The organism is Flagellimonas olearia (assembly GCF_009184425.1).
GTDB lineage: Bacteria > Bacteroidota > Bacteroidia > Flavobacteriales > Flavobacteriaceae > Flagellimonas > Flagellimonas olearia.
In genome coordinates, this window is the sequence record NZ_WELG01000002.1 from 656,256 (window position 1) to 676,740 (window position 20,485).

Sequence of the window (20,485 nt, forward strand, 5' to 3'; positions counted from 1 at the left end):
TTAGCTATTGTAGTTTGGTTTCACGCGCATGATCCACATTTGGTCATCATACGAAGCGTTTAGTTTGGAATAGTAAGAGGTTAGGGCGTTGTTCCAGGTTTCATGTTTTTTGAGGTACACATATCTATGGTTGTCCTCTGGGTTTATGAAATAACTGGCATTTAAACCTCTGGAATTCAGTGCTTTTACAAATTGCTTGGCACTGGTTGAATTGTCGAATACGCTGGCTATGATGTAGAAGCCTTCTGGCAATCCGTTTGCGTTTATGGTTTTGTAGGTTACCTGGCCTGAGCCTGTACTACTTTTGTTAACATTCTTGTGTAAGGAGTTGTTTCCATATTTGGAAGGTGTTGTTGTTGAGCTGTTTACAAATCCTTGGATGGTGGCAGTACCATCGTTGACGTTCATGACCCACGCATCACCTTTATATGAACCATTGAGTTTGGAATGGTATGCCTCCAAAGCTTCTTTTTTGTCCTTGTATCCGTCCAAATACACATAATTGAGACCGTTCTTTGGATTTTCAAAGTAGCCAGCATCAAGAATACCTTGTTCATGGAGTTGTTGGATAAAGGCGTCCACGTTTTCTGGATTTTTAAAAACGTTGGCGATTAAGTAATGTCCGCTTTGAACATTGGGAATAGCATTTGACTTGAAACGGGCAGATTTGATCTTCTTGGTATTGGAGGTTTTGTCCCTTTTTACCGAAGAGGTATGTGCTACCGCGTTGTTGGTTTTGGATTCGTTGATACGGATAATCTTTTTGGTTGCCGTGGTATTGGTAAGCCCGTGATTTGAAATAGGTTGTTTCTTGGTTTGTGTTACAAGGTCGGCACTGTCCATATTGGCAAAATAGACTTGCTTGGCCTTTTCTTCAAGCGCTGGATTTTGTCCTCTTGTTTCACGTTTTACCATTTTCATGACCGTTTCAAAACGTTTCTCCAAATCTTGTCTACGGGTGGTTTCTATGGAATCCTGACGCATGAGGAGCTCGTCCAAAATGGCATCGTTTTCGGCTAACTTGTCTTTCAATTGTGCTATTTCCAGGTCCTTTTCGGTAATACTCAAGCTGTCTTGTGGAACATTTTCGTTTTCCACCAAGGCTTCGTTTTCTTTTTCCAACATTACGCGGTCCTCGGTAAGGTTCGGCGTAAAGGAATAGGCAAGGGAAATCTCATGACTTACCCCAAAGTTTTCAAAGTTGTTGGAGAGACCTTTTTCCATGGTGTAACCCAGGGAGATGTTCTTGGTCAAATTAAACCCAAGTCCTGCAGATGCGCCGTAGAAATCGTCATAACCCGCTTGTAGCCATCCTAGCTTGGGAAGATCAAGGATAAGGTTTCCTCCCAATACGAGGTTTTCCTCACCCACTTTTCTAACCCGGGCCATAGGCATCAATCTGGCGCGTTCCAAAAGCCCCGCACCATTTTTAAACTGATGGGTATATTGTAGGTGTCCGGAATAGGTTTTTTCGTTGAATTCGGTAACAGATTCACTGTTCTTAAGGTTGTAATCAAAAAGGTTTTCGGCAAAACCACCAATGTCGAAATTCCCTATGGAAAAGTTGAAACCGGGTTGAAAACTCACCAAGGAACTACTTTCCAAAGTGTTTAGAAAAGGATCGTTTTCAATGGCATTGACACGGTCTTGGTTCAAGGCACTTTGGTAATATGAAAAGTTGGCTCCGAAAGTAAAGGTGCTTTTTGGGGCCAATCGCACACCATAGGCGTAGTTGGCGTGAACACCGAAGTTGTTGAAAACCCCTTCCCTATTGGTAAATAAGCTTAGACCCACACCACTTCTGTCACTCACTCTACCACTATAACTCAAGAAGTATACCTGGTTGTTATCGTCAAAAGATACCGACTGGTTTCTATGAAATAAATTGATATAGGACTTGTCTTCGCGCACTGTTGAAAATGTTGGGTTCAACAAGAACCTGTTAAATTTCAGCAAGTTCTGGGATGGGATGTTATAGGGCACAAAAGGATCCTCCTCTTGTCCGTAGGTCCCGGATGAAGCAAGTAGCAAGATATAGACGAGTAGTAGTAAAGGTTTTTTGGTGTGCATTTCTGTTTATTTAATAACAGTTATGGTGCCCTGTTTCAGGCTTTTACCTCCTTTGCTGATCTTGTAATAAAAGATCATGCTGGATTTGTTGAACGTTGAGGTGGATTGCGGCCAATTGTTTTCATAATTGGTCTGGCTGAATACCTCCTTCCCTCTTTCATTGAATATGGTCACTAGAACTTCTTGATCTCTGGAGTAGGTATTTGGCAATATCCATAGGTCATTGATACCATCGCCATTGGCTGTAATTACATTGGGAATGGCAAACATGTCCCTATATACCACAGTAATGACACGGCTTACGGTACACCCACCAAAATGGGCTACCAACAGGTATTGTCCTTCCTCTTGAAAACCAAAGAAATCCTGAGTTGATACTAAATTGCTGTTGTAGTCGAACCACTCATAAGAATCTGCACCGCTTGCGGTCATGGTCATGGTTTCGCCCTCAATAATGATAAGTTCTTGAGGCTTGTCCAAGACCAATAATGATTCGTCAAAGGCACGTATAGTAATTTCATTGGATGTCAACGGACAATCGTTGGTCCTGATAACAAGTTGGTATACGCCAACCTCTGAAACGGTATAGCTTTCAGATGAGGTGTCTACAACAGTGCCGTCCTTAACCCATTCAAAAGTTTCACCCTCGAGGCTTTGTGTGCTGTTCAGTACGATAGGGTCTGAACCTTCACACAATACGGTTCCCGTAGTTGAAATGGTAAGAGCTTGATTAACAACAAGCTTGACATTTAGGGTGTTGGACGATGCGTTGAACCCATCCAAGGAACCATTTAGTTTGTAGTTTCCATTGTTCCCGTGGTCAGATAGGGTTATGGTCTTGGAGGTTTCCCCTCCTATAATATTGCCATCTTTAAGCCATTCATAACTGAATGACGATTGTAGGTCCGATGTTACATTAGTTTTTGCCCCACCATCGCCGACTGCATTGATGGTTGTTAAACTCAATGTGGCATCAGTATTTTCACATGAGGTATAGGAACCTACGTAGGAAATGACAAACTCAAACGAGTTCGGAGATACTACCGTAGTTACTGCGGAGTTTTTCGGAGAAACGGAACAAGACCCACCATTTTGGGTAACCGTAACATAATACTCCCCTACTTCGCTGATATTTAATGTGTTTGTGGTTTCTCCTGAGATGGCACCACCATCTTTGAACCATTGGTAGGATGGAGAGGCTGCCGTTGTGGAAACCGATAAGGTTTTGTTCTGTGAGGGCAGCAACACAATATTTTCTTCATTGTTAAGGGCTACTTCAAAAGAACCTGCACTCTGTACGGAAACTGCTGCGGAACGTTCTTTACAGGCACTTGGCCCTTCAATTTCAACTTCGTAGCTTCCTTCAAACCCAACCAGATTAGAGTTTATCGCATAGGAATCACCTTCCAACGTGGGTCCACTTACTTTTGTCCCATCTTTATACCACGTGTAGGTAAGCCCCATTCCGGTGATGTTGGCCTGAAGGGTATAAGGGTCTCCTGGGCACAGCTCAACATTGCTGGAACCATTTATGGCGATGCCCTGACTACTACCGGTATTGATTTCAATGGTGTTGGACAGGGTGTTTGCCGATCCAGAACAGATGGAACCATAATCCAGCTCAACATAGTACATCCCAGAAGTAGAAACGGTGATGCTCTCTGTCTTCTGGGGAAGCAATGTACCGCTGCGGTACCAATTATATTTATAGGTACTGGCATTGGGTATGTTGTGAGGTTTTAGGGTTACCGTGCCACCATCACATATTTGAATGGTTCCACCGGATGGAATGCTTCCACTGCCATTTTCACTAATAAGCAAGGGCGAATTATAGTCAATATAGTACATGGGATAAGCATCGGAGGCAGGACTGGTTTTTGAAGGACTGGTGCTTCGTACCCTGAATTTGTAGTTTTCTCCACGGACATAGTTGGGTACGGAAAACTGAAATTCGAAGTCAAAAACAGTGTTTTTATCGCTCACCCTTGATAGTTCTATGGGAGAACCAAAGTTTCCATTGGCATCCGATAGCTCCAAGACAAACTCGTTGTTTGAGTTCACCAAGGGTAGGTTCCAGGTGAAATTCACATAATATTGATTGAAACTGCTTGAAGCACAGGCTGCTGTCCAAGGGTCGCTACTGCCATAATTGGGATTGGGCGCAGCGGTTGGTTTGTTTAGGATTTGGGCTTGCATGGTAGACGCACCCAAAATGACCACCATAAGGGTCAGTACCAGAAGGCCATACGTTGAACTACTTTTTTTCATCACCGTTAGTTTTAAGAGGTTGAGGGCATACAATGCCCAGTTAGTTTGTGCCCCTTAATGTCTTTTAGTTCGTTAGAGCGTTTCTCAAGCGCCCCATTTTCATATAGCTTTCTACTAACAAATATGATTTTATTTTCGTCGAATGGAAATATATTGTTGTAGGTGGCCCCAAAAGTGTTGTGAAATGGCGTACTTTGTATACACTAAAGCGTGATTTTTAGCTACGAAGACACGTTTTTACTACATTTGCGCTTCAAATTTTGGATATGGCCGAGGATGTTAAATCGCTGAATTTTATTGAACATATTGTTGAGGAAGATTTAAGAAATGGGTACAATGCTGAGAGCCTTCGTTTTCGTTTTCCGCCGGAACCCAATGGGTATCTTCATATTGGGCATGCAAGCTCCATTTGCCTCAATTTTGGGTTGGGATTACGCTATAATGCACCGGTAAATCTTCGTTTTGACGATACCAATCCTGCCAAGGAGGAAAAGGAGTATGTGGATGCCATTAAAAAGGATGTCTCTTGGCTTGGTTATGAGTGGGATACGGAATGTTATGCCTCTGATTATTTTCAACAATTATATGATTGGGCCGTGGAGCTGATAAGGACCAATAGGGCTTATGTTGACAGTCAATCTTCTGAAGAAATAGCGAGTCAAAAGGGAACCCCAACGGAGGCCGGGAAGGAAAGTCCATATCGTAACCGCTCTGTGGAGGAGAACCTTGAACTGTTCGAAGGCATGAAAAATGGTGATTTCAAGGAAGGCGAGCATGTGTTGAGAGCCAAAATTGATATGTCCTCCTCGAATATGCTCATGCGTGATCCGGTCATGTATCGAATTCTGCATAAGCCCCACCACAGAACAAATACCGATTGGTGTATTTATCCCATGTATGATTGGACGCATGGCGAGAGTGATTATATCGAGCAAGTCTCGCATTCCCTGTGTACACTGGAGTTTTTGCCCCACAGAGAGCTTTACGATTGGTTTTTGGACCAATTGGTAGATTCTGATAAATTGCGTCCTAAACAGCGTGAGTTTGCCCGTAGAAACCTTAGTCATACGGTAGTCAGTAAACGAAAATTGCTTCAATTGGTGGAGAGCGGTGCGGTTACTGGATGGGATGACCCAAGGATGCCAACAATATCTGGATTGCGGAGGAGGGGGTACACCCCGGAATCTATCCGAAACTTTGCTGACACCATTGGTATTGCCAAGCGTGAAAACGTGGTTGATGTATCCTTGTTGGAATTTCATGTGCGTGAGCATTTGAACAAGGTTGCCCCTCGGGTTATGGCTGTACTTAACCCCTTAAAATTGGTCATCATCAATTACGAAGAAGGGAAAGAGGAATGGTTGGATGCCGAGAATAACCCTGAAGATGAATCGGCAGGAGAAAGGAAAGTTCCATTTTCCCGGGAGCTTTATATTGAACAGGAAGACTTTAAGGAAGAAGCAAACCGTAAGTTCTTTAGGCTGAAGTTGGGGGGTGAAGTGAGATTGAAGAACGGTTATATCATAAAAGCTGAAAGTTGCACCAAGGATGCAGAGGGTAATGTTATAGAGGTGCAATGTACCTACGACCCTAAAAGTAAAAGTGGTTCTGGAACGGAAGAAAGTTTGCGCAAGGTGAAAGGTACCTTGCATTGGGTCTCCATTCCCCATGCCATTCAAGCCGAAGTGCGTTTGTATGATCGTCTTTTTAATGACGCAACCCCGGATGCCCATAAGGATAAAGATTTTATGGATTTTATCAATCCGGACTCTTTGACGAAAGTGACCGGGTACTTGGAGCCCAGTTTACAAGAAGCTCAAATCGGTGACGTGTTCCAATTTCAACGATTGGGTTATTTTAATGTTGACAAGGATTCAACTCCGAATAATTTGGTTTTTAACCGAACGGTGACCTTAAGGGACACTTGGGCCAAATTGGAGCAAAAAGACTAACATAGTTTTTTCTTATTCTACAACAAAATACCATTTGGTTTTCTTATTAAACTAGGCTTGTTTTAAGCGTGTTTAATGGCTTTTTGAAACAGGGCAACCCATTTCCCTTTGTGTTGGAAAGATCTTCTTGGAAAAGTACTATATGGAGTTTTTTACAAAAAGAGGAGAAAATTTAGGGTAACAATAAAAAAGGGAGCTAAAAAGCTCCCTTTTTCAATTCATGAAAGAATGATTTTATTCTTCTTTCTTTTTGTTTTGCTTTTTCATGGCTTCACCAATTTGGTTGCTTGCCGTAAAGGAGGCCACCATGTTGTTGAGCATGTCGCTTCCTGCTTGTGGTGAGTTGGGCAAAAGGATCAGGTTGGTATTGGTTTCCTCACCAATGGCCTGTAGCGTGTCATAGTGCTGTGTGACCACGATCAAAGCTGAAGCTTCTTGCGAATTGATGCCAACTTTGTTCAATACTTCAACAGACTCTTCCAGGCCTCTTGCAATTTCTCGACGTTGGTCGGCAATACCCTGTCCTTGAAGTCGTTTGCTTTCTGCTTCGGCCTTTGCTTTTTCCACGATAAGGATTCGGGCCGCATCTCCTTCAAATTGGGCTGCAATCTTTTCACGTTCGGAAGCATTGATACGGTTCATGGCCGCTTTTACCTGTGCATCGGGGTCAATATCGGTCACAAGGGTCTTGATGATATCATAACCGTACTCCAGCATAGCGTCCTGAAGTTCGGACTTTACTGCGATGGCAATATCGTCCTTTTTCACAAAGACATCATCCAACTTCATTTTGGGAACTTCGGCACGGACCACATCAAAAACATAGGAAGTTATCTGATCATGGGGGTACTCCAATTTGTAGAAGGCATCATATACCTTGTCCTTTATAACTACATATTGCACTGAAACCTTGAGCTTTACAAATACATCGTCCAAAGTTTTGGTCTCTACAATAACATCCAACTGTTGGATTTTTAAACTCAATCTTCCTGCAATGCGGTCCACTAACGGAATTTTCATTTGTAATCCTGAATTGCGAATACTTTGGAATTTACCAAACCGTTCTATGACAACGGCGGTCTGTTGCTTTACAATAAAGAAGAACTTAAATAGAACAATAAGCCCAAGAAATACAATTGGTAATAATAAGTAATTGCCCATGCTGATCGGATTTTATGTTAGAAATGAAATTTACAAAACTCTGTAACATATCAGTAGACAACCACGAAGTTTTGTTACAGAATGTTTATTGCGAAAACACAGAAATCGCGTTTTTAATTCGCCCTATACTGTCTTCTTTACCAATAAGTTCGATAATATCAAATAGGTGAGGACCCTTCATGTCGCCCACAATGACCAATCGCAGTGGAGGCATTACCTTTCCAAAGGAAAGTTCTTGCTCTGCAATCCAAGCTTTTACCTTTTCTTCAATAATAGCGGAAGAGAAATCATCGATATTTTCTAGGATGGAAAGAACTTGGTCCATGATCTGTGGGGTATCTTCCTTCCATTGTTTTTTCACTGCTTTTTCATTGTATTCGGTGGGGGCTTCAAAAAAGTAATCGCCCAATTCCCAAAAGTCTGAAACAAAACTTGCCCGTTCCTTGATGAGGTATATTACTTTTTGGACATAATCTTTTGAGGCTTCTATCGGATTTTCTTTTTTTGAAAGCTCTTGTAGAAACAAATCGGCAAGATCTTCGTCACTCTTGCGCTGTAACCACTGCTGATTATACCATTTGTTCTTTTCTGGATCAAAACGTGCACCGGATTTGTTCACACGCTCCAAAGAAAAGGATTGGATGAGCTCGTCCAAAGAGAAAATTTCTTGTTCTGTACCGGGGTTCCACCCCAAAAGGGCCAAAAAGTTTACCACGGCCTCTGGAAAGAAACCGGCTTCGCGGTAACCTTCCGATTCGTTCCAGGTTAAGGGGAACACGGGAAACCCCCCTTTTTCGCCATCTCGCTTACTTAGTTTGCCCTTACCTACAGGCTTCATGATGAGCGGCAAATGGGCAAATTTGGGGGCAGTCCATTCGAAAGCTTTATACAATAGAGTATGCAATGCCAAGGAGGGAAGCCACTCTTCACCGCGAATCACATGGCTGATGTTCATCAAATGATCATCCACAATATTGGCCAAGTGGTAGGTGGGCATACCATCACTTTTGAACAAGACTTTATCATCCAGTATGTTGGTGTCAATTGTAATTTCTCCTCGGATGATATCTTGTAGAATGAGTTCTTCATCTTGTGGGGACTTAAAACGGATGACGTAATCTTCGCCGGCATCCAATTTGGATCTTACCTCTTCTTGGGTCAGTGAAAGTGAATTGTTGAGTTTCAACCTGTTGTGCCAATTATAGATGAAGGTCTTGCCCTTTTCCTCGTGGTCTTTTCTATGAAAGTCCAATCGTTCTGGGGTATCAAAGGCATAATAGGCGTTGCCATTTTCAATAAGTTCCATGGCGTAAGCTTTGTACATGGCCTTGCGCTCGCTTTGACGATATGGACCAACAGGACCTTCTTTCCCTGGTCCTTCATCAAAGGGAATGCCGCACCAGTTCAAGGCTTCAATGATATAGTTTTCAGCACCATCCACAAAACGGTTTTGATCCGTATCCTCTATACGTAATATAAACTCTCCACCGTGTTTTTTAGCAAAAAGGTAGTTGAACAGAGCAGTGCGAAGACCTCCTATATGTAACGGTCCGGTTGGGCTTGGGGCAAAACGCACCCTAATGGTATCACTCATGGCATACAATATTGTTGTGCAAAGATACATTGCCTTATACGATCCTGAAAGGGTTTAGGTGCGACGCTTGTATGTATCGGAAAAGTATTGATACACCAAGCTTTAACAATAATTTGCGGTGGTTTTCACCAGTATCGGGTATCTTGGTAATAAAATATATTGCTTTGAGTAGCTATCAGGACATATTACAGAAGCTGGGTGGCTTTACCAAAAAGTATTATACCAAACAATTGATCAAGGGAAGTATTCTTTTTTTGACGCTCGGTTTGTTGTTTTGGATGGCGGTTATGTTTGTGGAGTATCTGCTATGGATGGACCAACAATGGCGATTGACGTTTTTCCTTGTTTTTTTACTGGTTGAGTGCTTTTTGCTTTATAGGTTTATTGTAATTCCGTTGATGTATTTGTTTCGTTTGCGAAAGGGAATAGGTTATATGGAAGCTTCCAAATTAATTGGAACGCACTTTCCTGAGGTGGATGATAAATTGTTGAATCTTCTTGAGCTTTCCGAAAGTCAGCAGAAAACCGACCTTCTTTTGGCCAGTATAGAACAACGTGCCAAAAGTCTGGGAGCCGTCCCATTTACTGAGGCGGTGGATTTTAGGGAGGGGTATAAGTATGCAAAGTACATTTTAATTCCTGTGGCCCTATTTGGTTTTATTTGGTTGAGTGGTAACATCGTTTCTTTCTTTAATTCCAATAAAAGGGTAATGAATTATGATTTGGCATATGAGCGCCCCGCTCCATTCACCTTTAGGATATTGAATGAAAGCTTGGAGGTGTTGGATAGTGAGCCCTTGGTTATCAGAGCTACAACCGAAGGCAATGTGAAGCCGGACGATGTTTATCTAATGCTGAACGGGGAGCCGTTGTTGTTGCAAGAACAAGATGGGGTGTATACCTATCGATTTGAAGCGCCTGTGGAAGAAAGCTCTTTTTACTTAAGCGCCAATGGTTGGACCTCTAGAAGTTATACCATTAAAAGCCACAAAACACCTGCACTTGTCGATTTTCGGATGCAGTTGGATTATCCTTCATACTTGAATCGGGGGTCTGAAGTCATCACAGCTACCGGAAACGCTGTGGTACCAGAGGGCACTAAGGTGACTTGGAATATTGTGGGGCTGAATGTTGATGGGATTGCTTTGGAGACCTCGGATAGTATTTATTCTTTTTCCAAGAAAGGGAATGAATTTATACAGACTATGAGGCCTTTTGATGATATGCGGTATGAGCTTCGTACCTCTAACTCACATGTTGCCGATTTCGAACGCTTAGCGTACGCAATAGATGTCGTTAAGGATGCCAATCCTACGGTGAAGGTCAATCAGGTTTTGGATTCCCTTAACCCGAATCAGTCTTTTTTTAGTGGACAAGCTGCCGATGATTATGGTATTGCTTCCATCCGACTGGTTTGTTTCCCTGCAGATGATGTTCAGAAAGAACAGAGAATTGTTTTAGAGTCCCCAAAATCTAATGTGCATCAGTTTTACTATACGTTTCCGTCAGGACTTTTGCTTGATAAAGGGAGACAATACAAAGTCTTTTTTGAAGTGGTGGATAATGATGGGATTAGAGGAGGAAAGATTGTAAAAAGCCAAGTATTTAACACCTCTATTTTAGATGATAAACAATTGAAAAAGAAGGAGTTAGAGTCTGAAAGCACTACTTTGAGCAAAATGAATCAATCCTTGAAGGACTATAAGGAACAACAAGAGGTTCTTAGTGGGATGACTAAGGAACAGAAGGAAGAAAGAACATTGACTTTTGAGGATAAGAGCCAGATTAAGGATTTTTTACAGAAGCAACAGTTGCAAGAAGAATTGATGCAGAAGTTCAGTAATGAGTTAAAGGAAGGGGTCAGTAGAAGTGAGCACAGCAATGAACAAAAAAGAATGCTTCAAGAACGGCTTGAGCGTCAGGAGCTGGAGGCCAAGAAGAATGAACGGTTGCTTAATGAACTTAAAGAACTCACAGACAAGATGAATAAGGAAGAGCTCCAAAAAAGGTTGGAGGAGCTTGGAAAGAATCAGTCTAAAAACGCAAGAAATCTTGAGCAAATATTGGAGCTCACCATGAGGTATTATGTCACGGAAAAGATGTCTCAGTTAGCGAATGAATTGGAAGATTTGGCGAAAGAACAGGAGAGGTTGTCTGAAGCTGTTGGGGATGACAATCAGAGTGAGAATCAAAAGGAATTGAACAAACAGTTTGAGGAGGTTTCTGATGAATTGAATGAATTGAGAAAGGATAATGATGCTTTGCAAAAGCCAATGGACATAAATGTTACCCAAAAGCAACAGGACGATGTAGATCGAGATCAGAAGGATGCCTTGGATGCGCTTGAACAGATGAAGGATAATGGGTCCGTTGAAAGCAATAGTGATAGTGAGCAAGAAAATGCCAAACGAAAGCAAAAATCTGCGGCGCAGAAGATGAAGGAAATGAGTGAGGCTATGCAGCAGAGTGCTTCAATCGGAGGGGCAGATGATACGGAAGATGCTGAAATGTTACGACAGATATTGGATAACCTGGTTACGTTTTCATTTAAGCAAGAAGGGTTGTTTGACAAGATAGAAAGTGCAGATGTGGACATTTCACAGTTTTCAAGAACGGTCCGTGACCAAAAGGACCTTAGAAGGCTTTTTGAACATGTGGATGACAGCTTGTTCGCTTTGTCTTTGCGCAGGGCTGAATTGTCCGAGTTTGTCAATGAGCAGATTTCGGAGGTGTATTATAACATTGATAAGTCTTTGGAGAGTATTGCGGAGAATCAGGTGTACCAGGGAGCTTCCTACCAGCAATATGTGATTAATGCTACCAATGCCCTTGCTGATTTTTTGGCTACTATTTTGGACAATATGCAGCAAAACATGAGTCCCGGGCAAGGAGGTGGCGAAGGATCGGATTTTCAATTGCCGGATATTATAAAGGGACAACAAAGTATTCAGGAAAAGATGAATGGCTCTGGACAGGAGGGTAAACCTTCCGGCAATGAGGGACAGGAACAAGGAGAAGATGGTGGGGAACAGAAGGGCTCCAATGAAGGGGATAAGGGCGAGCAGCGTGGCCAAGGAGAGCAAATGCAAGGCGGCAATGAGGGATTGGAAGGAAGTGAAATGGGGTTGAGTGAGGTATATGAGATATACAAGGAACAGCAGATGTTACGACAGATGCTTGAGAAGCAGTTGCAGGATATGCTCAACGCATCGGATAGAAACTTTGCCAAGAAGTTGATGCAGCAGATGGAGGACTTTGAGAACGACTTGTTGGAAAACGGAATTACAGAACGAACAAGAACTAAGGCCAATTCCATCCAGCATCAGCTATTAAAATTAGAGAATGCGGCTATGGAGCAAGGGGAGAAGAAGGAACGGGAAAGTGAAACCAACAGCATCGATTTTACGGCACCCATCTTAACCAAACCGGAGCTGCTGAGGGATAATCAAAATGATGTTGAAATATTAAATAGGCAAGCACTACCTTTGCGCCAAAATTTTAAGGAACGCGTAAAGAGGTATTTTAAGAATGATTGAATTTCATTTTGAATTGGACTTTCAATTGATAAATGAACCCAAGTATTCCGATTGGGTTAATAGAATTTTGACTTCTGAGGGCTTTGAAGCAGGTCAGATAGATTATATTTTTTGTACAGATGAGTACCTGCTTGAAATCAATAAGAAGTATTTGAATCATGATACCCTTACAGACATCATTACTTTTGATTACACGAATGGAGTGGTTGTGTCCGGTGATATTTTTGTTTCTGTGGATAGGGTGAAGGATAATGCCGAAAGATTTGATGTTGGTTTCAATAATGAGCTTTTAAGGGTTATGTCCCACGGCTTATTACACCTTATGGGTTATGGGGACAAGAAGGATGAGGAGGTTGTAATTATGAGGAGTAAGGAAGACGAAAAAATAAAAATGTTCCACGTGGAACAATAGGATATGTTCGATAAAGAATACGACGTTATAGTAGTTGGAGGAGGTCATGCTGGTGCTGAAGCTGCGGCCGCCGCTGCCAATATGGGCTCTAAAACGTTATTGGTGACCATGAACCTGCAGACCATTGGGCAGATGTCGTGTAATCCGGCAATGGGAGGTATTGCAAAGGGACAGATTGTCCGTGAGATAGATGCGCTTGGTGGTTTTAGTGGAATTATTACAGATAAATCCGCCATTCAATTTAAGATGCTGAACAAATCTAAAGGACCGGCCATGTGGAGTCCCAGGGCGCAGAACGATAGAATGCGATTTGCAGAGGAATGGCGTTTGGCCTTGGAGGCTACTCCCAATGTAGATTTCTATCAGGAGATGGTTTCTGGATTGCTTATAGAGGGTGAAAATGTGGTAGGGGTACGTACCTCTTTGGGAATTGATGTAAGAAGTAAAGCAGTAGTCTTGACCAATGGAACTTTCTTAAATGGTCTAATCCATATTGGCGAAAAGCAGTTTGGTGGAGGAAGAGCGGGCGAAAAGGCCGCCACAGGGATTACCGAACAATTGGTGGATTTAGGCTTCGATAGCGGCAGAATGAAAACTGGGACACCTCCGAGAGTGGATGGCCGCTCATTGAATTACGACCTGATGATACCTCAGCCCGGTGATGCCAAGCCGGAGAAATTTTCATATTTGGACACACCTGTTTTACAGGTCCAGAGGGATTGTCATATGACGCATACGAGTGCCTTGGTTCATGATTTGTTGCGTGAGGGTTTTGATCGATCTCCTATGTTCAATGGTAGAATTCAAAGTTTGGGCCCGCGCTATTGTCCCTCCATAGAGGATAAGATTAATCGCTTTGCGGATAAGGATGCCCACCAGATATTTGTTGAACCTGAAGGTTGGGATACGGTGGAAGTTTATGTAAATGGATTTTCTACATCATTACCAGAGGATGTTCAGTTTAAGGCATTGAGGTCTGTAAAAGGTTTTGAAGGGGTTAAGTTTTTTAGGCCAGGCTATGCCATTGAATATGATTATTTCCCTCCGACCCAGTTGAAACATACGCTTGAAACCAAATTGGTGAACAATCTTTACTTTGCCGGCCAGATCAATGGAACTACGGGGTATGAAGAAGCCGCTTCACAGGGCTTGATGGCGGGGATAAATGCGCATCTTAAAATTAAGGGCGAAGAACCTTTTATTTTAAAAAGGGATGAGGCGTACATTGGGGTTTTAATTGATGATTTAATTACCAAGGGAACCGAAGAGCCGTATAGAATGTTTACTTCAAGAGCAGAGTACAGGACCTTATTACGACAGGACAATGCAGACTTGAGGCTTACCCCTAAAGCATATAAAATAGGGCTGGCTAGGGAGGAGCGGATGAAGAAAATGGACCTCAAACAAACAAAATCCAAAGAGTTTATCAAATTTTTCAAGAAAACCAGCTTTGTTCCGGAAGAGATAAATCCTATTTTGGAGTCCTTGGATTCAGCGGTGGTAAAGCAGTCTGATAAACTTTTTAAGGTGTTTTCTCGACCAAAAGTGACCATGGAGCACATGCTTCAGCTGGATTCGGTTTCGACTTTTGTTGAAGAACACGACCTAAATTCGGATGTGTTGGAGCAGGCAGAAATAGAGGTAAAGTATTCCGGGTATATTGAGAAAGAGAAAAGCAATGCAGATAAGTTACATAGACTGGAAAATGTCAGGATTCCAGATGACTTTGACTATTCAAAGCTAAAATCACTTTCTTTTGAGGCGAGGGAGAAAATGGAATCCATAAGACCTGTTACCATATCACAAGCATCTAGGATCAGTGGGGTTTCTCCAGCGGATATTAGTGTGTTGTTGGTCTACCTAGGGAGATAGGGATTTGATGTTCCACGTGGAACAAACATCAAAAAATGCTTTCCTGTAAACCTTCAAATCGAAAATAGTTCAGGCATGAAAAACGCCTGTTTTTTTATTCCAAAACCCCGATATTACTTTCTAAAATGGCAATGAAGTTGTTTTTAAAGGCTAAGGATTTTTCTGTTTCCGGTGAAACTTTCGAGCTGCATAAGGATGCAGAACGGGATATGTTGGTTACGCAACCGGTTCCGGAAAATCTTGCCCGTTATTACGAAAGTGAGGATTATATTTCGCATACTGACGCAAAAAAATCATTCACAGACAAGATATATCAAAAAGTAAAGCGAGTAAACCTTAAAAACAAGACTCAACTTATTGATAATCAATCAAATAAAAACATAAAACTACTGGATATTGGTGCTGGGACGGGAGATTTTCTGGTAATGGCCAAATCTCAAGGTTTTGTCGTCGATGGAGTGGAACCCAGCGAGATTGCCCGGATCAATGCGGATAAAAAAGGGATTCAGTTACACGAAGATTTGGATGCCCTAGGAGGGCAACGGTTTAATGTGATAACCTTGTGGCATGTCTTGGAGCACCTGCCTAGTTTGGAAAAGCAAATTGCACAGATGGTTTCCCTTTTGGAGGAGAACGGAACTTTGATCGTAGCGGTTCCCAACTACAAATCTTTTGATGCCAAACATTATAAATCCTTTTGGGCGGGATTCGATGTGCCTAGACACCTATGGCATTTTTCTAGAAAGTCCATAAGTACACTTTTCCAAAAGCATGATATGGAAGTTGTAAAAACCAAGCCTATGTGGTTTGATGCATTTTATGTCTCTATGCTTTCCGAAAAATACAAAGGAAACCCACTGTACCTGATCAGTGCTTTTTTTATAGGTCTATGGTCAAACCTAAGAGCTTGTTTCAATAAAGAGTATTCATCGATCATCTATATCCTTAAAAGAACAAATTAGGCGTTTTCGAAGCCTCTGAAGCTCGTATTGCGCTCAACACACGATACACTCTCAAAGTTTAATAAAATGTGCAGAGAGCCCCATTTCTACAAGTCAAATAAAATAGAACGAACCAATACCGATTGTCAAAAAGCATAGATATTTCTTATATCGATGGTTTTGAGAATTTTGGTTCACAAAAAGATAATGACCAGCATTCCAAAAGCTTTTCTATTTTTGCGCATCATTAAAAAGTGAAACATGAAAAAAATTATAATGCTTGCCGTGGTATTGACTACCATGGCCTGTCAACAAAACAAGATTGGTTATGTGGACAGCGTGAAGTTGATGGACGGCTATCAAGAAAAAATTGATGTGGAAGCCCGATTCAAGACCAAGGCGGATGCGATGACCAAAAAGAGGGACAGTATTTCACAATCTTTTCAATTGGAACTTCAGGCATTCCAGACCAAGGCCCAAAAAATGTCACAAAAAAATGCTCAGGAAGAATATGGCCAGTTGCAACAGCGAGGTCAGTTTGTAGGGCAGCAGTTGCAACAAGAGGAGCAACAATTGCAGTTGACCAGTCAGGCCGAAATGGACACGTTGGTGAAAAAGGTAAAAAAAGAAATCAAGGATTATGGTAAGGCCAACGGATACACCTATATCCTGGGTGGGGGAGACGGCGGTGCCGTATTGTATGGAGAAGACGCCAATGACCTTACAGAGACCGTGCTGAAAATACTTAACGATAAGTACAAGAAATAATAGCCCGTCACAAGAATGTAAAAGGCCCATTTTTAAATGGGCCTTTTTTGTTTAAATTTTTAAAATGACGGCAGGGTGAATGAAGTGATGGTTTTGATTCGACGTTATTTGTCCTCAAGCAATTCAAGGGAAACCAAATAGGCACAATGGTCGGATGCGACCGTATCCTGAATGACTTTGGTTTCAATAACCCTCCATCTGTTCTTGGGGAGAAACATCACATAATCAATCTTTTTTTCAGGTTTGTCGGAAGGGTAGGTGAAAGCAATGTTTTTTGCGTCGTAAGTAGCAGCCCAAACTTCTTCCAAGATAGAAATGGGGACACTTCCAGGAACATCATTAAGATCGCCGGCCAAAATGGTGGGATAACGGTTTTGGGAAAATACAGTGTTGATTCGTTTTACTTGGGCAATTCGGTCTGTTGCATCTCCGAAATGATCAAGATGGGTGCCCACAAAAACAATGGTATCACCCGAAGGGAGTGTAGTGACCACTTCCAAAGCAGCCCTAGGCTCATTTTTTGGGCTATGCGGCAAAGCAATGTTTCGGGTACTCAAAAAAGAGTATTTGGACAAAACACCTTCCCCATATTCCCCATCATCATAAGTCATGGCCTTGCCAAACAAAGGAACAAGCTTGGAGCGCCAGCCCAACTCGGTTACCAAATCATATTTTTTGGCCCTGTTGGTCTTGAAGTCCACTTCCTGTAAGGCCACAAAATCTGGATTGGCATCTTTAATGACCTTGGCAAGCAGGTCCAGATTAAAGTCTCCTTTTGTGGTTGCTCCATGGAGAATATTGAAAGTGAGCACGCGCACTACAGGGTTCTGTTCTGTATTCTTCTGTCCAAAGATTGAGGAACAAACCAAAAGAACGATCAAGCAAAAGGGTATTCTAAACTTCATGTTTTAAAAAGGAGATTGATTGAAAAAATCATTTATTGCAAGAGATAGACCAAGAAAACGGTGGGAATCAAATACACCACAATGGTTTTGGCACCTTCGTAGTCCTTGGCCATACGCTGTCCAAAAAGTAAGAGCAATAGCGTAATCGTTGAAACCGCTGCGGCGTGGAACCCAATGGAGCTTTCACCTTCAAATACAAATTGGAAAATAGCTACTGCGGCCAAGATACCGGAAACCATCTCCATAAAAAGTACTATGCCCAATAGAATGGCCACACTGCCTTTAAAAGCTGTTTTGGCAAAATGGCCGTTGAGCCAACTCAGGTTTCCCCTCCAATCTATGATTTTGTCAATGCCGCTCTGTAAAAAGGTGATGGTCAAAAAAATGAGGAGCAAGATTTCGGTGGCGTTGTTGGTAAAGTTTTCCATGGTTGTTTTTTTATGCGGCTTTGGCATGCAAAAGCCGGGTTAGTTTTATGGATAGGTCGGTAAAGATCAACTTGGAGTTCCCATTGCGTTCCACGTGAAAAATGGCCTTTTCCAGTTCCTCTACAATGTCCAAAATGTTGTTTTCATGGACAAAGGGGGCAAAGCGCTTGAGGTCAAAGTCCTCCATATGGATTTTGGTATAGACAAGTTCATGGGCGTTGTAGTTGAGCAACAAGGCCTGACGCATAAGCGACAGGCAATAGTTCAAGAATTGTTTTTGCACTTCCCTGCCTGTTTTCGCCACTTCATCACTCCATAAGATGAGCTCCTGAATGGCAGCTTTGTTGCCTTTTGCCTTAAAGGCACTCCTCACCCATTGTACAAACCAACGCTCAAAAACAAGATCCTCAGAATCTTTGTTCAATAGATCCAAGGCTTTGTTGAAATTTCCGTGGGCCTCTTGCGCTATGGCATGGGCTTCAGGTTGACTCACACCACGGTTAACGAGCTCGTCCAATATATTCTGTTCCGCCAAAGGGGGAAAATGTAAAATCTGACACCGGGACCTAATGGTGTTGATGATTTGTTCCTCCTCTTCGGCCAATAATAGCAAAATGGTTTTTTGAGGCGGCTCCTCAATAAGTTTGAGCAGTTTGTTGGCGGCGGAGATGTTCATTTTTTCGGCCATCCAAACGATTAGGATCTTGTACCCACCCTCATACGATTTCAAAGAAAGCTTTTTGACCATATCCTGGGCTTCGTCCACCCCAATTTGTCCCTGCTTCTTCTCAATGCCGATATGTCTGTACCAATCAAAAAGATTGCCATAGGGCTGTTCTTTTACGAATTGCCTCCACTCCTGCAAATAGTGATCACTTACTGCATGTGATTTCACCTTATCCGAACTCGCTACGGGAAACGCAAAATGCAGGTCGGGATGGGATAAAGAGGCACATTTGGTGTTGCAAACAGCATCGCCACCTTCATTTTCACCACCGGTATTGCTACAGAGCAGATATTGGGCATAGGCCAAAGCCATGGGAAGTACTCCGGAGCCTTCCGGGCCAACAAAAAGTTGGGCGTGTGCCACCCTACCAGAATCGGCGGTGGTCACCAAATGGTTTTTAATGTGCTCCAGGCCCAAGACATTTTTGAACAACATGCACCAAAGATAAGGTTTTTAGGGGCTTGGTCTTTTCACGTTTTTTTGGATAGGCAACCAAAAAATAACAACAGGGGCCAAGGCAAAAGGCAGGAAATCTTTACTTTTGGACTTCTTATAAAGACACACTACATGAAGACGATAGACGATTACAATTTTGACGGAAAGAAAGCATTGATCAGGGTAGATTTCAATGTGCCTTTGGATAGCGACTTTAACGTTACGGATACCAGTAGGATAGAAGCGGCAAAGCCAACCATCCTCAAGGTTTTGGAAGATGGGGGTTCTGCCATTTTGATGAGCCATTTGGGACGGCCAAAAGGAAAAGTAAACCCAGACATGTCCCTTTCCCATATTTGTGAAACGGTATCGGAAATTATAGGTGTCCAAGTAAAATTTGCAGGGAACTGTGTGGGTAAAGTGGCAGATGATGCCGTAGCCGAGCTAAAAAGCGGTGAGGTTCTTTTATTGGAAAACCTTCGGTTCCATGCAGAGGAAGAAGCAGGCGATACTTCTTTTGCCGAAGCCTTGGCCAAGCACGGTGACATTTATATAAACGATGCCTTCGGAACGGCCCACAGAGCACACGCATCCACCACCATAGTGGCCCAATTCTTCCCAGGCAACAAGTGTTTTGGCTATTTATTGGCCAAGGAAATCAAGGCCATTGAAAAAGTTATGCAGACCGGTGAAAAGCCGGTAACGGCCATCTTGGGAGGGGCAAAAGTATCGTCCAAGATTACCATCATTGAAAACATTTTGGACAAGGTGGACAACCTCATCATTGGGGGTGGGATGACCTATACGTTTGTCAAAGCAAAGGGAGGCAGCGTAGGCGATTCCATTTGTGAGGATGACAAAATGGATTTGGCCTTGGACATTTTAAAACAAGCAGAGGCCAAGGGGGTCAAAGTGCATATCCCAGTGGATGTTTTGGCTGCTGATGCTTTTGACAACAATGCCAACACCCAGTTTGTGGACGTGGACAAAATCCCTGATGGGTGGCAAGGTTTGGATGCTGGACCAAAGACCTTGGAGAATTTCAAGGAAGTGATCTTAAACTCCAAGACCATACTTTGGAACGGTCCTGTTGGCGTGTTTGAAATGGAAAACTTCGCCCAAGGAACCATCGCTATTGGAAACTATATTGACGAGGCCACACAGAAAGGTGCTTTTTCCCTTGTTGGGGGCGGAGACTCCGTGGCTGCCGTAAAACAATTCGGTTTTGAGGACAAAGTGAGCTACGTATCCACAGGAGGAGGTGCCATGTTGGAGAGTCTTGAAGGGCGGACCCTGCCAGGAATCGCTGCAATATTGGACTAGTCCATACGTTATGGATTAATGGGACTTATCCCAAAAATTGTGTTTTGGGCTGAAAAACTTTAGTATTTCAGAAAAAAACGCCATTTTCGTTGG

Annotated in this window: 14 protein-coding genes; 7 read left to right on the forward strand and 7 right to left on the reverse strand. The window is 42.6% G+C overall.

Features of this window, described 5'->3' with window-relative positions; translation table 11 throughout:
* Positions 1-2,070 carry a PorP/SprF family type IX secretion system membrane protein gene (locus tag F8C76_RS12320; RefSeq protein WP_152131975.1) on the reverse strand — a complete coding sequence of 690 codons (2,070 nt, stop codon included), beginning with the start codon at positions 2,068-2,070 and terminating at the stop codon, positions 1-3.
* Between the two features lie 6 nt (positions 2,071-2,076).
* Complete coding sequence (locus F8C76_RS12325) at positions 2,077-4,338, reverse strand: T9SS type B sorting domain-containing protein (RefSeq protein ID WP_152131976.1); 2,262 nt, start codon at positions 4,336-4,338, stop codon at positions 2,077-2,079.
* Positions 4,339-4,604: 266 nt separating this feature from the next.
* Here F8C76_RS12325 and F8C76_RS12330 point away from each other — a divergent pair, with 266 nt between their 5' ends.
* Entirely contained in the window at positions 4,605-6,290 is a 1,686-nt protein-coding gene (locus tag F8C76_RS12330) for a glutamine--tRNA ligase/YqeY domain fusion protein (protein WP_152131977.1), read from the forward strand.
* A 234-nt stretch (positions 6,291-6,524) separates the two neighbouring features.
* On the opposite strand, the gene F8C76_RS12335 is transcribed toward F8C76_RS12330, so the two are convergent.
* Positions 6,525-7,451 (reverse strand): SPFH domain-containing protein, encoded by a 927-nt coding sequence (locus F8C76_RS12335; RefSeq protein WP_129653882.1) that lies wholly within the window; start codon positions 7,449-7,451, stop codon positions 6,525-6,527.
* 85 nt (positions 7,452-7,536) lie between these two features.
* Positions 7,537-9,045 carry a glutamate--tRNA ligase gene (gltX, locus tag F8C76_RS12340; protein WP_152131978.1) on the reverse strand — a complete coding sequence of 503 codons (1,509 nt, stop codon included), beginning with the start codon at positions 9,043-9,045 and terminating at the stop codon, positions 7,537-7,539.
* Positions 9,046-9,209: 164 nt separating this feature from the next.
* Between gltX and F8C76_RS12345 the strand changes: the two genes are divergently transcribed.
* The 5 genes from F8C76_RS12345 to F8C76_RS12365 all read left to right on the forward strand — a co-directional run bounded on the left by F8C76_RS12345 (position 9,210) and on the right by F8C76_RS12365 (position 16,574).
* The gene (locus tag F8C76_RS12345; RefSeq protein ID WP_152131979.1) at positions 9,210-12,581 is read left to right on the forward strand and encodes a DUF4175 family protein; all 3,372 of its coding nucleotides are present in this window, start codon (positions 9,210-9,212) and stop codon (positions 12,579-12,581) included.
* Positions 12,574-12,993: an rRNA maturation RNase YbeY gene (gene ybeY / locus F8C76_RS12350; protein ID WP_152131980.1), complete on the forward strand. Its 420-nt coding sequence runs from the start codon at positions 12,574-12,576 to the stop codon at positions 12,991-12,993. The genes F8C76_RS12345 and ybeY overlap by 8 nt, the downstream gene beginning before the upstream one ends.
* A 3-nt stretch (positions 12,994-12,996) precedes the next feature.
* Positions 12,997-14,865, forward strand: a complete 1,869-nt coding sequence (mnmG, locus tag F8C76_RS12355; RefSeq protein WP_152131981.1) for a tRNA uridine-5-carboxymethylaminomethyl(34) synthesis enzyme MnmG — start codon at positions 12,997-12,999, stop codon at positions 14,863-14,865.
* Positions 14,866-14,996: 131 nt separating this feature from the next.
* Positions 14,997-15,827: a class I SAM-dependent methyltransferase gene (locus F8C76_RS12360; protein ID WP_152131982.1), complete on the forward strand. Its 831-nt coding sequence runs from the start codon at positions 14,997-14,999 to the stop codon at positions 15,825-15,827.
* A 240-nt stretch (positions 15,828-16,067) separates the two neighbouring features.
* Positions 16,068-16,574 carry an OmpH/Skp family outer membrane protein gene (locus F8C76_RS12365; protein ID WP_152131983.1) on the forward strand — a complete coding sequence of 169 codons (507 nt, stop codon included), beginning with the start codon at positions 16,068-16,070 and terminating at the stop codon, positions 16,572-16,574.
* A 104-nt stretch (positions 16,575-16,678) separates the two neighbouring features.
* Here the strand turns inward: F8C76_RS12365 and F8C76_RS12370 are convergent, their stop codons facing one another.
* From F8C76_RS12370 to F8C76_RS12380, 3 genes are read right to left on the reverse strand one after another with little or no spacing between them, the layout of a single operon-like run.
* Positions 16,679-17,479 (reverse strand): endonuclease/exonuclease/phosphatase family protein, encoded by an 801-nt coding sequence (locus F8C76_RS12370; RefSeq protein ID WP_152131984.1) that lies wholly within the window; start codon positions 17,477-17,479, stop codon positions 16,679-16,681.
* 32 nt (positions 17,480-17,511) lie between these two features.
* On the reverse strand, positions 17,512-17,907 hold the full coding sequence (locus tag F8C76_RS12375; protein ID WP_152131985.1) for a DoxX family protein: 396 nt from the start codon (positions 17,905-17,907) through the stop codon (positions 17,512-17,514).
* 10 nt (positions 17,908-17,917) lie between these two features.
* Positions 17,918-19,069, reverse strand: a complete 1,152-nt coding sequence (locus tag F8C76_RS12380) for a DNA polymerase III subunit (protein ID WP_152131986.1) — start codon at positions 19,067-19,069, stop codon at positions 17,918-17,920.
* A 132-nt stretch (positions 19,070-19,201) separates the two neighbouring features.
* Between F8C76_RS12380 and F8C76_RS12385 the strand changes: the two genes are divergently transcribed.
* On the forward strand, positions 19,202-20,392 hold the full coding sequence (locus F8C76_RS12385) for a phosphoglycerate kinase (protein WP_129653892.1): 1,191 nt from the start codon (positions 19,202-19,204) through the stop codon (positions 20,390-20,392).
* The last annotated feature ends 93 nt before the right edge of the window (positions 20,393-20,485 follow it).

What these genes read in the sequence shown, in the direction of transcription:
- mnmG (WP_152131981.1), top strand. Translation starts at nt 12,997, where the DNA reads ATGTTCGATAAAGAATACGACGTTATAGTAGTTGGAGGAGGTCATGCT.
- F8C76_RS12375 (WP_152131985.1), bottom strand. Translation starts at nt 17,907, where the DNA reads ATGGAAAACTTTACCAACAACGCCACCGAAATCTTGCTCCTCATTTTT.
- ybeY (WP_152131980.1), top strand. Translation starts at nt 12,574, where the DNA reads ATGATTGAATTTCATTTTGAATTGGACTTTCAATTGATAAATGAACCC.
- F8C76_RS12325 (WP_152131976.1), bottom strand. Translation starts at nt 4,338, where the DNA reads ATGAAAAAAAGTAGTTCAACGTATGGCCTTCTGGTACTGACCCTTATG.
- gltX (WP_152131978.1), bottom strand. Translation starts at nt 9,045, where the DNA reads ATGAGTGATACCATTAGGGTGCGTTTTGCCCCAAGCCCAACCGGACCG.
- F8C76_RS12380 (WP_152131986.1), bottom strand. Translation starts at nt 19,069, where the DNA reads ATGTTGTTCAAAAATGTCTTGGGCCTGGAGCACATTAAAAACCATTTG.
- F8C76_RS12335 (WP_129653882.1), bottom strand. Translation starts at nt 7,451, where the DNA reads ATGGGCAATTACTTATTATTACCAATTGTATTTCTTGGGCTTATTGTT.
- F8C76_RS12370 (WP_152131984.1), bottom strand. Translation starts at nt 17,479, where the DNA reads ATGAAGTTTAGAATACCCTTTTGCTTGATCGTTCTTTTGGTTTGTTCC.
- F8C76_RS12385 (WP_129653892.1), top strand. Translation starts at nt 19,202, where the DNA reads ATGAAGACGATAGACGATTACAATTTTGACGGAAAGAAAGCATTGATC.
- F8C76_RS12330 (WP_152131977.1), top strand. Translation starts at nt 4,605, where the DNA reads ATGGCCGAGGATGTTAAATCGCTGAATTTTATTGAACATATTGTTGAG.
- F8C76_RS12365 (WP_152131983.1), top strand. Translation starts at nt 16,068, where the DNA reads ATGAAAAAAATTATAATGCTTGCCGTGGTATTGACTACCATGGCCTGT.
- F8C76_RS12360 (WP_152131982.1), top strand. Translation starts at nt 14,997, where the DNA reads ATGAAGTTGTTTTTAAAGGCTAAGGATTTTTCTGTTTCCGGTGAAACT.
- F8C76_RS12320 (WP_152131975.1), bottom strand. Translation starts at nt 2,070, where the DNA reads ATGCACACCAAAAAACCTTTACTACTACTCGTCTATATCTTGCTACTT.